This window comes from uncultured Clostridium sp., from assembly GCF_963527835.1.
Taxonomy (GTDB): Bacteria; Bacillota; Clostridia; order Clostridiales; family Clostridiaceae; genus Clostridium.
In genome coordinates this window covers 83,137-98,633 of the sequence record NZ_CAURTC010000003.1, presented here as the reverse complement: position 1 = coordinate 98,633, position 15,497 = coordinate 83,137, and the positions used below count along the sequence as shown (strand labels likewise).

10 protein-coding genes and 1 other annotated feature are annotated in these 15,497 nt (G+C 24.1%); of the genes, 3 read left to right on the top strand and 7 right to left on the bottom strand.

What is annotated here, in order from left to right; translation table 11 throughout:
• Window positions 1-76: 76 nt before the first annotated feature.
• The gene (locus RYM86_RS02845; RefSeq protein ID WP_315077615.1) at window positions 77-2,002 is read left to right on the top strand and encodes an ABC-F family ATP-binding cassette domain-containing protein; all 1,926 of its coding nucleotides are present in this window, start codon (window positions 77-79) and stop codon (window positions 2,000-2,002) included.
• 212 nt (window positions 2,003-2,214) lie between these two features.
• Here the strand turns inward: RYM86_RS02845 and dut are convergent, their stop codons facing one another.
• From dut to RYM86_RS02830, 3 genes are all read right to left on the bottom strand, one after another.
• Complete coding sequence (dut, locus tag RYM86_RS02840) at window positions 2,215-2,655, bottom strand: dUTP diphosphatase (protein ID WP_315077614.1); 441 nt, start codon at window positions 2,653-2,655, stop codon at window positions 2,215-2,217.
• A gap of 139 nt (window positions 2,656-2,794) precedes the next feature.
• Window positions 2,795-3,655 carry a prealbumin-like fold domain-containing protein gene (locus tag RYM86_RS02835; protein ID WP_315077613.1) on the bottom strand — a complete coding sequence of 287 codons (861 nt, stop codon included), beginning with the start codon at window positions 3,653-3,655 and terminating at the stop codon, window positions 2,795-2,797.
• A gap of 129 nt (window positions 3,656-3,784) precedes the next feature.
• A complete protein-coding gene (locus RYM86_RS02830) occupies window positions 3,785-9,052 on the bottom strand; it encodes a diguanylate cyclase (RefSeq protein WP_315077612.1) in 5,268 nt (1,755 codons plus the stop codon).
• Between the two features lie 335 nt (window positions 9,053-9,387).
• On the opposite strand from RYM86_RS02830, the gene RYM86_RS02825 reads away from it, so the two are divergent.
• Window positions 9,388-10,113, top strand: coding sequence for a polysaccharide deacetylase family protein (locus RYM86_RS02825; protein ID WP_315077610.1), 726 nt, complete (start codon window positions 9,388-9,390; stop codon window positions 10,111-10,113).
• A gap of 90 nt (window positions 10,114-10,203) precedes the next feature.
• On the opposite strand, the gene RYM86_RS02820 is transcribed toward RYM86_RS02825, so the two are convergent.
• The 4 genes from RYM86_RS02820 to RYM86_RS02805 all read right to left on the bottom strand — a co-directional run bounded on the left by RYM86_RS02820 (window position 10,204) and on the right by RYM86_RS02805 (window position 14,348).
• On the bottom strand, window positions 10,204-10,722 hold the full coding sequence (locus RYM86_RS02820) for a tryptophan transporter (RefSeq protein ID WP_315077608.1): 519 nt from the start codon (window positions 10,720-10,722) through the stop codon (window positions 10,204-10,206).
• Window positions 10,723-10,925: 203 nt separating this feature from the next.
• Window positions 10,926-11,162 (bottom strand) — a binding site (T-box leader).
• 44 nt (window positions 11,163-11,206) lie between these two features.
• Window positions 11,207-12,961 (bottom strand): EAL domain-containing protein, encoded by a 1,755-nt coding sequence (locus tag RYM86_RS02815; protein WP_315077606.1) that lies wholly within the window; start codon window positions 12,959-12,961, stop codon window positions 11,207-11,209.
• 190 nt (window positions 12,962-13,151) lie between these two features.
• On the bottom strand, window positions 13,152-13,346 hold the full coding sequence (locus RYM86_RS02810) for a DUF4250 domain-containing protein (RefSeq protein WP_315077605.1): 195 nt from the start codon (window positions 13,344-13,346) through the stop codon (window positions 13,152-13,154).
• A 135-nt stretch (window positions 13,347-13,481) separates the two neighbouring features.
• The gene (locus tag RYM86_RS02805; RefSeq protein WP_315077604.1) at window positions 13,482-14,348 is read right to left on the bottom strand and encodes an ATP-binding protein; all 867 of its coding nucleotides are present in this window, start codon (window positions 14,346-14,348) and stop codon (window positions 13,482-13,484) included.
• Window positions 14,349-14,753: 405 nt separating this feature from the next.
• On the opposite strand from RYM86_RS02805, the gene RYM86_RS02800 reads away from it, so the two are divergent.
• The gene (locus tag RYM86_RS02800) at window positions 14,754-15,350 is read left to right on the top strand and encodes an ECF transporter S component (RefSeq protein ID WP_315077603.1); all 597 of its coding nucleotides are present in this window, start codon (window positions 14,754-14,756) and stop codon (window positions 15,348-15,350) included.
• Window positions 15,351-15,497: the final 147 nt, after the last annotated feature.

Here is a 15,497-nt window from a genome sequence, read left to right as displayed (position 1 = left end):
TGATATACCTATTATAAAATAGTATAATTATATAATATATATTTAATTATAACAATAAAACATTGGAGGATAAATAATGATTGTCTTAAGTTGTAAAGATATAAGTAAAAGTTATGGAATAGATGATATCTTAAAAGAAGTAACTTTTTCTGTTAATGATGGAGATAAGGTTGGTATAATTGGGTCAAATGGAGAAGGTAAATCTACTCTATTCAAAATACTTTCTAAAGAAATCCTTCAAGATGCAGGCGATATTTATATAGATAAAAATAAATCTATAGGCTATTTATCTCAACATTTAAACTTAAATTCTGAAGTTACTCTTTATGATGAAATGTTGACCGTATTTAATGAGCTTATACAACTAGAAAATAAAATTTCTAATTTACAAATAAAAATGGGTGAGCCTTATGATGAAAAAAATGCTGCTTATCATGAAAAAATAATAAAAGACTATACTACTGCTCAAGATTTATATGAAAACAGAGGTGGATATACATATAAAGGTGAAATATCTCGTATAGTTAAAGGTTTGGGATTTAATGAAAATGATTTTAACAAAGTTATTTCAACACTTAGTGGTGGACAGAAAACTAGAGTAGCTTTATGTAAGCTATTACTTTTAAAACCTGATATACTACTACTAGATGAGCCCACAAATCATTTAGATTTAGATGCAATTGAATGGCTTGAAGAATACTTAAAAAGCTATAAAGGAACAGTTCTTATAATTTCACATGATAGATATTTCTTAGATTCTGTTACTAATATAACTTTTCAAGTTATAAATGGTCATGTTAATTGCTATAATGCGCCATATACTAAATATTTAGAATTAAAAGAAAAAGATTATGAAAGTAAATTAAAAGCTTATAACATTCAACAAGCTGAAATTAAAAGGCAAGAGGCTATTATCGAAAAATTTAGATCATTTAATCGAGAAAAAAGTATTAAAGCTGCTGAAAGCAGAGAAAAAGCTCTTGATAGAATTGACCTATTGCATGCTCCTGATGTTGAAAAATCTGCTTCTAAAATAAAATTTGAGACATCTATAAAAAGTGGATTTGACGTATTACATATTGAAAATCTATCTAAATCTTATGGTGAGAAAAAATTATTTTCTAATCTTTCAGTTGATTTAAAACGTGGAGAAAAAATTGCTTTAATCGGTGAAAATGGTCGAGGTAAAACAACTTTATTTAACATAATAATGGATAAAGTTAAAAGTGATGGTGGTATTAAAGTTCTAGGTACAAATGTTAACGTTGGATATTATGATCAAGAACAATCAAACCTTAATCTTGATAAAACAATAATAGATGAGGTTTGGGGTGATTTTCCCGAACTAACTACTACACAAATTAGAAATGTTCTTGCTTCTTTTTTATTTACTGGGGATGATGTTTTTAAGAAAATTGATAAACTAAGTGGTGGAGAAAAGTGTAGAATTAATTTATTAAAACTTATTTTATCAAAAGCTAATTTATTATTATTAGATGAACCTACTAATCACTTAGATATTCCATCTAGAGAAGCTCTAGAAGATGCTATTCTAAGTTATGATGGCTCATTACTAGTAATATCTCATGACAGATACTTTTTGAACAAAGTTATAAATAGAATATTAGAGTTAACTGAAAATGGAGTTGTGAATTATTTAGGGAATTATAGTTATTATACAGAAAAGAAAAAAAATCCTTTAAGATTTGAAAGTTATGATGAACATGATTCATCAAAAACAAAGACTCAATTAAATACAGAAAAAAAGAAAAAGAAAGCTTTAGATAAAGAAGCTAAGGCTATTCAAAATAAAATAAAATCTCTTGAAGAAACTATAAATAAAAATGAAGAAGATTTATTAATGCTTCAAGAAGATTTATGCAAAGAAGAGATCTATTCTGTTCCATCTGAAAGTGAAAGAGTTAATAAAGAAATTAAAGCTAAAGAAATCCTAATTCAAGGACTTTACGAAGAATGGGAAGAATTAAATGAATCAAACTAAAAAAGACTATGTTTTAGTAGAGTGTTGATATATGCATAAGCAAAGTAGACTGAGTAATTGAATTTAAGAATACTAAAAATGAGTATAGTCCAATTACACTGTCACTTTGCCTATTGCATATATCAACACATATTTAAAACATAGATTTCTTAAAACTATATATTTTAGAAATAATATAGTAACTACAGCTTCTTAAAGCTGTTTTTGTTATATTATCTTAATCCTGAAGACCCAAATCCATTTGCTTTTCTTTCAGAATCACTTAATTCATTAACTTCTTCTATTTGAACATTAAGTATAGGTTTTACAACCATTTGAGCTATTTTCATGCCCTCTTCTATTTTAAAACTTTCTTTGCTATGGTTTATCAAAATAACACCAATTTCACCTCTATAGCCTTCGTCTATTGTTCCTGGTGAATTTAAAGTAGTAATTCCATGTTTTAATGCTAAACCACTTCTTGGTCTAATTTGAGCCTCTGTATTTTTAGGAAGTTCTATTTGTATTCCTGTATGAATTAATGCTCTCTCTCCTGCTTCTAATAACAATTCTTCTACTGAATATAAGTCTAATCCAGCATCTCCTTCATGTGCATAATTAGGTACCACTGCTTTTTCACTAATCTTTTTTATTTTTAATATGTATTTTTCCATATAACCACCTACTTAAAATATCTCGAAGAGCATATAAGCTATTCGGACTTTATTTGCTTATATGATTATAAAATATTATTATATAAATAGCAAAAGATTGATAAGGTAAAAATCCTATCAATCTTTTGAAATATAGAAATTATCTATATCTAAAATTATTTCTACAATTCTTTTTTAAATTGTTCATAACCAAAACTTTAGCATTAGTATTTTCTCTATTTATATTTACTTCATTCCAATTAACATACTTAGGTTTTTCAAAATAATTCTTATTAACAATTGCTATTACTCTATAGCACCCTTCGGGTAAATTAATAAATACTGCTTTTCCTTGCCTGTTAGTTAAACAAGATTCAATAAATACCGGACATACACCATTAAGTTTGTATAAATTTATTTTTACTCCCTCTAAATATTCATTTTTACTACCACAGTTTATAGCAGATATAACTACTATCTCCCCCTTAACTTTTCTACAAGAATTATTGTAATAATTAAATGCATTAAATTCTGAATTATTTGATGTATGATATTCTTGCATATCTGATTTACAGCTTTCAAAAGAAGATTTAATATTGTTAATTGAATTCTGACTCTCAATATTACAGTTTTCCATTGAATTTAAATCATTTTCTAATGGATCATATTCCATATCTATATTGTCAAAAGAAGATTTAATATTGTTAATCAGATTTTCACTCTCAATATTATAATTTTCCATTGAATTTAAATTATTTTCTAATGGATCATATTCCATATCTATATTGCCAAAAGAAGATTTAATGTTATTAATCGGATTCTCACTCTCAATATTATAGTTTTCCATTGAATTTAAATTATTTTCTAATGGATCAATATCTATATTGTCAAAATTAGATTCATCATCTAAAATTTCAAATACACAAGTATCATCATCATAATCATAATACTTTATTTTTTCACCAGAAGTTGATAAATTTATATGCATATTATTCTTATCACTATTCATATCCTTAACCATAAAAACTTTCCTTTCTTATTTCTATACAATACTAGAATATGATTCAGAAATATTTTATGTGCTAATGACTTTAGATATTTAGATTTTAAGAAATTTTAATTTACTTATCAAATAACAATTATTATTATATTAACAAAATAACGGTATCATAAGTTGACCCAAATAATTTATCAAAGATAAATCCTCCTGTGTATATTCCCTTGTATTCACTGAAATAGAAACATATATAATGCCTATCACTTTGCCATTATATATTATTGGTACTATGCATAATGATTTCCAATCATATATATTAAAAGGTTCATCCACATATGAATTATCCCAGTCTATTAAATAATATCCCTTACTATTGTTAATAACTTCTTCTATTAAATTCATGTTAAATTTTTCTCTATAATTAATTTTACCTTCTTGAAATTTTTCATTATAAATGCTTGTTATTTTATTATTTTTTACAATGAATGCTGTAGCAAATTCCGAACCAGTTATTTGAATTATTTTTGAAAGAAATTTATATATTTTATCTTCTTTACTACTTTTATTTGTTAATAATTCAAGTACATCTTTTATTAGTGGAACTAAATTATTATCTTTATTATATTTAAATGGTAATATCCCTTTAGATGCATTTGCATTATTACTTAATACATAAATATTATCATTCCATATAGTTGTCTTATTTTTTCCCTGAGCTTTAGATATATATAGTGCTTGATCAGCCATCTTTATTAAATCTTCTGAATTTGAAGAGTGTTTTAAATAAACTGATATTCCTAAACTAATAGTTACTTTTCTTTTTTCACCCAAAATTTTAGCACATTCAACTTTATTTCTTATTTCTTCTGAAAACAAATATGCTTCCTCTTCACTTTTATCAGGTAAAAGTATAATAAATTCTTCTCCTCCATATCTCACAAATACGTCTTCTTTCGATAAGCAATTTTTAACTTCCTGTGTTAGTTTTATTAAAACTTCATCTCCTGTTTGATGACCATATCTATCATTTACCCCTTTAAAATCATCTATATCAAAAATAATTAGTGAAAATGCTCTTCCATTTGAATAAGAGTGATCTATTAAGTCACAAAAGGCTTTTTCAAGATATTTTCTATTATAAACGCCTGTAAGTTTGTCCAAAGTAGAACTTATCATTAACTTATATTGATCTAACAAAAACATTACAAAAGGCATTAATTTTTTAACCTTAATTTCAGAATTAGAATTTATATTGTTTATAGCATTATTTGATATTAATATAAGATTTCCATTAATACATTCATTGTTAGTAATAAATTTTCTTCTATTTCTAAACTTTATATACATACATGCTTGTATTCCATCTCTAAGCATTTCATAATTCATTTTACTTTTATTATTACAATCATTAGATATAATCACTATTTCTTTGTTAGGATTTACTTTTAATGAAAAATATTTCAAAATTTCTTTTTTATCTTTTATTCTATATTCACATATAACTTCATTTTCTCCAAAATTATTTTCAATTGTAAGTAATGCTTTATCTGATAGGGTTATCCTTGCAATATATTTTAATAACTTTTCTAAATTCCTTACTATATTGTTTGAAAACTCATCTAATATTTCATATATATTTCTTTCCAAATTATAATAACGATTACTATAATGTTCTTGCATAATCTCAAAGAATTTTTTATTTAATAACAATTTACTAATTTTTAATTCATCTATTAATTCATTTATTTTAAAATCATCATTTATATAATCTAATTTTTTTAAATTTAATTTTTCCCCTATATTTTCTTCTAATGTTTTTCTAAACTTATTGTAAACAACTAAAAACATACTATTATTAATATATTGCAGCTTATCTTTTTCAGGTAATGAGTTTATTATATTTATAAATATATTTATAGATTCATAATAATAATTTATGGCTAATTCATTATATTTTTTACTTTTATACTTTTCAGCTATAGAAAAATATACCATTGCCTTTACTTCTTGATTTCTACTAACCTTGATTATTTTTAAAGAATTCTTAATTACAGTATTATAATCATTATCTTTTGAGAAATATAAATCTAAAAAAATATATCCTAATCGATTATCATATTCTTTTGGACATTTTTCTATGTTAAAAAATAATTCTTTTGCTAATTCTTTATATCCTAAAAATAATATGCTTATCACACTACCTATTAACATTTCTTCTTTAATAACAGGATTGCTTAATTCAATCAATTCATTCTTTAATAATTCGAAATTTCTTTTTACGTCTTTTTCATTTTTGCAATTAATAATACATAATTGATAATATTGGCTCTTTATTTTACTAAACTCAGTCCCTTTGTAATCATTCATTATTTCATTAATTACACTTAATTCTTTAAATGCATGTTTAAAATTATATATTATAGAATTGTACAAAGCTTCTGTAGATTTTATAGTAAGCATGTCCAATTCTGATACTTGTATTCCTTTTTTTAACTCAGAAATTAACTCATAGTAATTAGATGCTAATTTTATTTTTCCTAATCTACAGTATACCCAACATAACAGAGTACAAATTCTAAGAATATATTTATCTAATTCATTTTCTCGTGCAATTTCTAATGCCATCAATAAATTTTCACTAGCTTTATTATATTTAAATACTTCTATATTCATTTTAGCTATGTGTATTAAACTTAAAACTTCTTTTTTATAAACCTTATATTTAATACTTAATTTTCTAATATCTATAAGGTTTTTTAAAATATTATCTATATTTTTTCCAATTTCCTTATTAATAATTTCACAGTTTATTTTAGCAGTTAATAATCCTGCATAATTATTTTCCATTTTAAATATGCTCATAGATTCATTAAGTAACTTTTTAGCTTCGCTATACTTTCCTTCAGAAATAAATATACTGCTGAGTAATAATTTTGCACAAGCATATACACCTACTGTAATATTATTATTTTTACAAATCTCAAAAACTTTTTCTATATATTTTACTGATAAAGCTTTTTTTCTCTCTATTTTAGCTACTAATGCAAGTGCATAATAATAATATGCTTCTCCTTTTGGGTAATCTGTATTATTTAAAAATTTTTTTACTACTTTTAATGGATAAGTTAAATCTATTGGCTTATACTCTTTTGAGGTTATTATTATCATCCTAAGAAGTACGTATATTTGTAGCTCTTTTTCATTGTTATTAACAGCATATATATTAGCTTTATTAAAATAATTATATGCTTCTTTATCTTTTCCAACTTTTTCATTCAACTTTCCAATACTTATTGCAATTTTTGTTTTTTCATTACACTCAGCATAGTTTAATGCTTTTTTATAATAGTATATAGATTTAAAAGTGTCTCCATAATCGTCAAACTTTTTTCCACATTTTAAACTATATTTTATTAATTTTTCTTTTTGATTAGATTTTTCTAGTTGGTTTAAATATTCATCCAAATATTCTTGCGTATTTTTTAATATTTTTTCCAAAAAATAACAAGAATCATTATGCATTGTTAAACTTTTTTCTTTAGGCATTTTAGAATAAATTATTTTTTTTACTAAATCATTATAAAAATCTACCCTCACACCCGAATCACTTATTTTATCAATTAAGAATCTATCATTCTTTAATTTATAATATATATTTTTTCTTTTATTATCTAAAATTACATATGAAAATATCAAAGTTTCTGATAATGGCATTTGAAATATTGATAACCTTTCCAATATTTCAAGTTCTTCATTATTTAAATTTAATATTTTATTTTCTAATATTTTTTCTACTCCTTTAGGAATAACAATGTTATTTACATTAATCTTACTTCGCCATCTTCCATCGTCTCTAGACAAATATATAATTCCATCTTTATATAGCTCCTCTATGGTTTTGCTAATAAATTGTGGCTTTCCTAAAGTTTCAGAATATATTTTCATACATAGTTCACCTATACTCTTATGACAGTTCAACATATTCTTTACCATTTTACTAGTATTATAATTATTGAAATAATTAACTGTAACTTCTTCATAATTTGGTAATGATTTAATAGATTTCATATATTCAATCATTTTAGAGTCAAGATCTTCTTCATTAGTAGATATTATAATCATTATATTTTCTAATTTCTTTCTTAATAAGCACATATATTTAAAAAACAATTTAAATACTTCACTGGTTTTTTCAATATCATCTATTATAATAATTAGCATATTATTTAAAGTATATTCATGCAAAAGAGTACAAACTCTATTAATAATTTTAAGAGTATTTTCATCATTAATTACTTTTTCTTCAGAAATCATGTCTATAAATTTTTCTAAATACAATCCATATTTATCTTTTAAATACTTCTCTAAATTGTTATATATATTTCTAATAGTAGAAATAAAGTTATTATTAGAACTTAGATTATCTATTATTAAGTATGAATTTTCTCTCTTATTGCCAATATATTTACTACATATCTTTCGTTTGATTTCTCTTAAAGTTGTGCTCTTCCCGTTGCCTTGTTCCCCTTTAAAACATACTATTTTATACTTAAATTTATTTTCAGTTATATACTTAAACCCTAATTCTAACTTCTTTATCTCATCTTCCATTCCAATTATATCCAAATTAGTCTCAACTTTATCCAATGCTTCAAATATAAATATGCTATAATTCTTATTTAATTTTTTATTTATATATTTAATAAAATCAGTTATTTTAGGAGATTTATTAAATGATAATATCTTGTCTATAGAATTATTCTCCTTAAAATATTCCTTTAACTCAACATCATTAAATAGGTGCTTAAATAAATATAATATGTCCTTTATATTATCCTTTTGGCTTGATTGATCTTCTAACTTTTCAATGTTATAAGGATAAGGTAATGACTTAACCCCTAATAAATTATTTTCTCTAAATTTACTTATTTCATATTCTAATAAATTTTTTATTTTTATAGTTTCTTTATTACTTTTATCTTTCACTATATTGATATCCTTAATGTTTAGTTCATCAAATATATATCCTTTAATATTTAACGTATTAACTGCTGCACATAATTCCATAAAGATATCTAATTTTTTATTAAATGACAATTTATTAAAGTAAGATTGAGTGTCTATTGTAGTATCTATATATTCCGTTACATACCCATAGTTTAGTTTATCTAAATTTATTCCATCTATATTTTTTATTACTTCTATATCTAATATATTAACTACATTTGCAAAATTTAAATTTTTTATTGTCTTAAACTTACTTAATAAATATTCTCTACAATTTTCATATTCAACATTATCTTGAAAAATATATAAACTATATATTTCATTATTAAGCATATTGATAACCTTATATATATAAAAATTTTCATTAATATCTATAGATCTATTAATAGAATATTTGTTATTTAAAGTCTTCAAGTAAGTTCACCTCTTTACTGTTTTTACATATAAAACTATATATTTAATTTTATAATTTTATTTTTCATTTAATGTGTGAATATAAGAAATAAAAATTATTTATATTTACCTTAAAAGACTATTTATAAATGAGAACTTTTCCCTTCTATAAATAGTCTTATCTAACAAGCATAATTAAATATATCTCACCAAATTTATACATATATTCCATATACCTGTAATTTTATCATTTAGCTAAATACAATTCAACTAAAAACATATATTTAATATTCCATAAATATTTTTAATACATTATGGAAATAATATTATTGTAAATATGTATTGAAGGTGATTTTATGAAATTTAACAAATTTAACAAATTTAACAAATTATTTATTTTATTGTTAGCATTTATCCTAATAACTAATTTAAATAGCAAGGTAGTTTACGCAGAGGATGAATCAAAAAGCAATAAAGTTATTTACTTAACTTTCGATGATGGACCAGCCGGTAAAGTTACAAAAAATGTTCTAGATATTCTAAAAGAAGAGAAAATACATGCAACATTTTTTTTAATAGGAGAACAGATTAAGGGTCAAGAAAATTTAGTAAAGAAAATTTATGATGAGGGACACTCTCTAGGTCTACATAGTATGACTCATAAAAAAAATCATTTATATTCTTCTAATGAGCATTTTTTAAAAGAAATGTTAGAAACTCAAGAATTAATAAATTCTATTGTTGGAACAAAACCTATTATTCTAAGATTTCCATTTGGATGTAATAATAATAGTTATAAATTATGTAAATCTATGGTTGATTTACTTCATGAAAATAACTTGAAAATATACGATTGGAATGTAGATAGCGGTGATGGTGCTAACCATTCAGCAGCACCTAGTACATTTATAAAAAAGGCAAGAAGTGATAAAGATAAAGTTATATTATTAATGCATTGTGGCTATATTAGTAAAAATTCAGTTAAAGCTTTGCCAGAAGTTATTAAATATTATAAAAATAATGGATATGAATTCAAAGCTATTACAGAAGAAACTCCTGAAGAATATCATATTACTAAATAGAAATTTTTAATTCTAACTAGATCAAAATTAAAAACATCTATATTATTAAAAAATCAATTAATAATATAGATGTTTTTTATTTATTATAGCTTAAGCATATGCTCTAGTTGTTGATACAGTTCTTGCAACTATTTTATATACTACATATCCAGCAAATGCATTTAAAGCTGTTGTAGGTAGTACTACTGCCATAAATAGTATCCCAAATGAAGCTCCTCCTGGTAATCCAGCTGTCAACATTAATACTGTTAAAAATATTGTTCCACTCACTAAAGTTCCAACAGATAATAATATTATTATTTGTATATTTTTTCCAACTCTTTCTCTTAACGGCATTAGCATTAAATACATAACATTACATGTGATAAACTTATCAGCTATATTAGGCAACTGACCTCCAGGCGTTTTACTAGTTAATGCTGTAAATATTCCTACTATAAGTCCACAAATTATTGTAGTTTTATAATCTTTATTATAAACAATTATTATAAATAACATAGCTAATGCAAAATCTGGTTGCATCGGTAAGCCTAATGCCGGTGTAAGTTGATGTAAAATTACTCCTATTGCTATTAAAATTGCATTTGTAATCATTCTTTTTGTATTCATTTTAATTCCCCCATTTTTTATATCAATTAATATTTAAAGTTTCTAAATACAATTCCTTTCACAACATAACTACCACACCCCATACAATTTAATTTTTAAGTAGCTAGTATCTATAACACACTCTTTTAATAAGCAACAATATAAATAAATCTTTTCATATGAAAAATTTATTTATAGATAAAAAAACCGTCCTATATATAAATATATAGGACGGATGTTATCCGTGTTGCCACCTAAATTGCATAAATAAAAATGCCTCTCCTTTTGATACTAACATATCTCAGTCGCTGTAACGTGCGACTTACGGCTCAACTACTCTCTAAAAGATTTCATATTGCTCCTCAAAGGCCCATTCATCATTAGCATTAGTACTGAAATCCCACCATCTTCAGCTCTCTTAAACTTAGCACCTGATTACTATCCCTCTTCCTAGGATTTATATTATTAATATCTATATTATCTCTTTTTTACACATTTGTCAATTTTATTTGGAAATTTCTTTGCATATCATATTTTTAATTTTTTCAAATCGTTCTGGTTTACTATAATAATATCCTTGTACAACATCACAAGAAATTCCTTTTAAATAATCCACTTGTTGCTTTGACTCTACACCTTCTGCTATTACTTCTATTCCTAATTGATGTGATAAATTAATAATATTCTCTATTATGCATTTATTTTTTGAATTTTTTTCTAAGTCAACTACAAAAGTTCTATCTATTTTTAATGCATCTATAGGAAGTTTAGTTAAATAATTAAGAGATGAATATCCTGTCCCAAAATCATCTAATGCTATACTTATTCCTAAATCTTTAATTTCATTAAGAATTTTTATATTTTTATCAAATGATTTCATTAACATACTCTCAGTAATTTCTACTTGAATATAATTAGGATTAACTCTATATTTATATATAAATTTCTTTAAATCTAATACAATACTGTCTTCTCTTAACTGCATTTCTGATAAATTTACTGCCATTTTAAAATTTAGGTATCCCTCATTTATCAATATCCTTACTTTTTTAAAAACTTCTTCTAATACAAAACTTCCAATGGGAATAATCATTTTAGTATTTTCTGCTATTGGTATAAACTCATCTGGACTAACAATTCCCATGTCATTACTATGCCACCTTACTAGTGCCTCAAAACTTCGTACTAAAAAATCATCCAAGGTGACTTTGGGTTGAAATACTATGAATATTTCTTTATTATCTAATGCATATCTTAATCCTTTTTGTAATGAATATACTCTATTTAACTCAATTGATATTTTATCATTAAAGAAATTATATTCATTCTTTCCATTTCCTTTTGCTACATACATAGCAGCATCTGAATTTTTTAGTAATGTATCAAAATCCACACCATTATACGGATATAAAGATGCACCTATACTTACGCTAACATATACTTCTTTTTCATCTATTATTATAGATTCATCAAAAGACTTAACTATTTTTCTACACAAAGAACTAACTTCATTTAAATCCGTAATATCAGGAATAAATATAAGAAATGTATCTCCACTATAGCGGCATACTAAATCACTTTCTGAAACTAAAGATAATATTTTATTAGCAGCTACTTTTAATGCTATATCTCCAAATTCATGTCCAAAAGATTCGTTTACATATTTAAAATTATCTAAGTTAAGCATTAACATAGCACATTGAACTTGTTCTTCTTTACATTCTTTTAAAAATTCCATTACAGTTCGTTTAAAATAATAACAATTAGGAAGTTCTGTTGTTCTATCACATTCAATTAATGATGTTATTTTTTGATTTATAAAATACTCTTCTGATAATTCTTTATATAATAAATCAATTTCAGAAGTCCAAAAATTTAAGTCTACATTTTCAAAACAATAATTTATTCCAATTAAAGTATAACCATCATATTTCTTAACGACCTTACCAACAAAGATGAAATATAGAATATTATTATTTCTTTTTATTCTATAATGAGTTAATAGATGCTTTTTAGAATCATAAGTCTTTTTTAAATCTTCTTTAAATATATCTTTTACTTTATTTAAGTCTTCTAGATATATATAATTTAAAAATTGAGTAATCTTCTTATTCTCTATTTCATAGTCCTCTAAAAAATCAACTATTTTATAGTCAAATGTCAATTCATCCTTTAATGGATTCCAGAACATAGTTATTCCATTAATATCTAAGTGATTAAATAAATCCTTGTAATTAAAATTTAATTTTTCTATATTCATAATTAACATTCCCTTATCAAATAATTATTTTAATTACTTGTCATCATCTTCCCTGCTGTCTTTTTTATCATTTACTAAAGATAATACTAAGGCTGTAGTAGCTGCAAGAATACCCATAATTTTTCCGTATTTTTTTAAGCTCATTCTTCTTTCCTCCTACTCTTTTTATTTTATTATACCTAATTTTTAACTAAAATGCTTTAAATTGATTATGTAATTTATTATATTCATATCCGATGGTTTCACATCTATGTACTATATCTTCTTCTTTTAAATCCAAATCATAACAAAGTGATTGTAATGAATCATAATTATCTCTTAATTTCATATTCATAATACTAACCAATAAATTAGGATCCATACTTATTATATCTTCTCTATTCATCTTCATCATTCCTTTATAGATATTTTATTTTTATTTATAATATACTTTTTATTCTATTATTTTATATAATCACTTTCAATTATTTTTGATAATTTTATATTAAAGAAAGGTTGTCAAAATTAAGACAACCTCTATTTACTCTTCGTCATATACATCTAAAAATGAATATTTTTTATCTCCCTTTTGCCATCCTAGTATTGAATCCATACTAACATTTTCAGCAGATTTAAATATAGATTTATCTACACCATCAAAATTTTGTTTTAATTGTGCAATTAAATCCTTTATCTCATACCTCTTATTGCCTGTTCTTTCTGCTGCTACCATGCACGCACAGTTTAATGGCGCAATTCCAGTGCTTTTAATAAATTTTTTTATGTATTCTTCTTCAATATAATACATTGGTCTTATTAATTCTAAATTTTCAAAATTTGCTGATTTAAGCTTAGGCAGCATTGTTTTAAAATTGCCACCGTATAATATATTTAATAAAGTTGTTTCTATAACATCATTATAATGATGTCCTAAGGCTAACTTATTACAGCCAAGCTCTTGTGCTTTATTATATAGAGAGCCCCGTCTCATTCTAGCACATAAATAACATGGATAATCCTTAGCCATTTTATCAACTACATCAAAAATCCCTGATTCATAAATAGTTATCGGAATATTTAGATATTCACAGTTATCTAATAACAATTGTCTTATATGTGGATGATAACCTGGATCCATAGCTATAAATTCTACTTCAAAATTCATTTGGCCATGCTTTTGAAGTTCTTGAAATAATTTTGCCATAAGAATACTATCTTTTCCTCCTGATATTGCTACTCCAATTTTATCTCCTTCTTGAATAAGTTCATAATTTTTAATTGCTTTTACAAACTTAGACCAAACATGTTTTCTATATGTTTTTACTATACTTCTTTCAATATCTTTTAATGGCTTTTTTTCTTCATCCGGTATAATAGTCGGACAACCTTTACCTGCTATACTATTCATATATATACACCTCATTTTTTCATAGTAATTATAACATCATTTATATAAATTTAAAAATAATTATTTCTCTAAAGTTTTTCAAATGCCATCATAGATAATAAATAATTTTTAACATTATATATTATTTAATTAACAATAAAAATTACTATACTTAACATAATTTTTACATTATCAGGGTAAAAATATACTAATTTTAATTATTATTTACTTATTAACCTTTTAATTTTTATGTAAAAGTTTAAACTTAGATAAATTTTTAACAATTTCTTATTGAATATTTTTGGAAACATGATAAAATTACATTGTCGGTATTCTGTTACAAAGAAACTGAACGGAAAAACTAGTAATTAAATTTTTCTGAATTATATCCTTAATTAAAAATGGGAATAAGAACGGAGGTATTTTATGGAAAGAGTTAATGTAAAAACAAAATTTTCAACTAGAAAAATGGCTATGGTAGGTATGTTATCTGCTATTTCTATTTTCTTAGGCTTAACAGGATTAGGATTTATTCCAATACCACCTGTCAAAGCTACTATCATGCATATACCTGTTATTATAGGTGCAATTATCGAAGGGCCTATTGTTGGTGCTTTAGTTGGCGGAGTGTTTGGATTATTTTCAATGTATCAAGCTTTCACAGCTCCAATGCCAACATCATTTATATTTTGGAATCCTATAATTGCAATATTACCTAGAGTTTTAATTGGTGTAGTATCATACTATGTTTATACATTCTTAAAAAACAAATTTAAGAACAAGAGTATTGGTATTGGAGCTGCTGCTATATTAGGAACACTTACTAATACAATTGGTGTTATGGGCCTAACATATATTATCTATTTAGAAAAATATGCTCATGCGCTAGGAATTAGTAGACAAGCTGCTGCTATAGGAATTGGTAGTGTTATTACACTTAATGGTTCTATAGAAGCTATTGTAAGTGCTTTAATTTCAGTACCAGTAATAATAACAATATTAAAAATAAATAGGAATAGTTAACTTCAATATAAAATAAAAAACAATGATGTAAAATAAATATATATTTTTACTATCATTGTTTTTTTATTTATTGTAAAAAATATTAAAAATTAGGTTCTGCTTAGCAGAGTGTTGATATATGCATAAGTAAAGCTGGACAGGTAATTG

Coding starts and splice junctions, on each gene's coding strand:
- RYM86_RS02845 (WP_315077615.1), top strand. CDS start 77: ATGATTGTCTTAAGTTGTAAAGATATAAGTAAAAGTTATGGAATAGAT.
- dut (WP_315077614.1), bottom strand. CDS start 2,655: ATGGAAAAATACATATTAAAAATAAAAAAGATTAGTGAAAAAGCAGTG.
- RYM86_RS02835 (WP_315077613.1), bottom strand. CDS start 3,655: ATGGTTAAGGATATGAATAGTGATAAGAATAATATGCATATAAATTTA.
- RYM86_RS02825 (WP_315077610.1), top strand. CDS start 9,388: ATGAAATTTAACAAATTTAACAAATTTAACAAATTATTTATTTTATTG.
- RYM86_RS02820 (WP_315077608.1), bottom strand. CDS start 10,722: ATGAATACAAAAAGAATGATTACAAATGCAATTTTAATAGCAATAGGA.
- RYM86_RS02815 (WP_315077606.1), bottom strand. CDS start 12,961: ATGAATATAGAAAAATTAAATTTTAATTACAAGGATTTATTTAATCAC.
- RYM86_RS02810 (WP_315077605.1), bottom strand. CDS start 13,346: ATGAATAGAGAAGATATAATAAGTATGGATCCTAATTTATTGGTTAGT.
- RYM86_RS02805 (WP_315077604.1), bottom strand. CDS start 14,348: ATGAATAGTATAGCAGGTAAAGGTTGTCCGACTATTATACCGGATGAA.
- RYM86_RS02800 (WP_315077603.1), top strand. CDS start 14,754: ATGGAAAGAGTTAATGTAAAAACAAAATTTTCAACTAGAAAAATGGCT.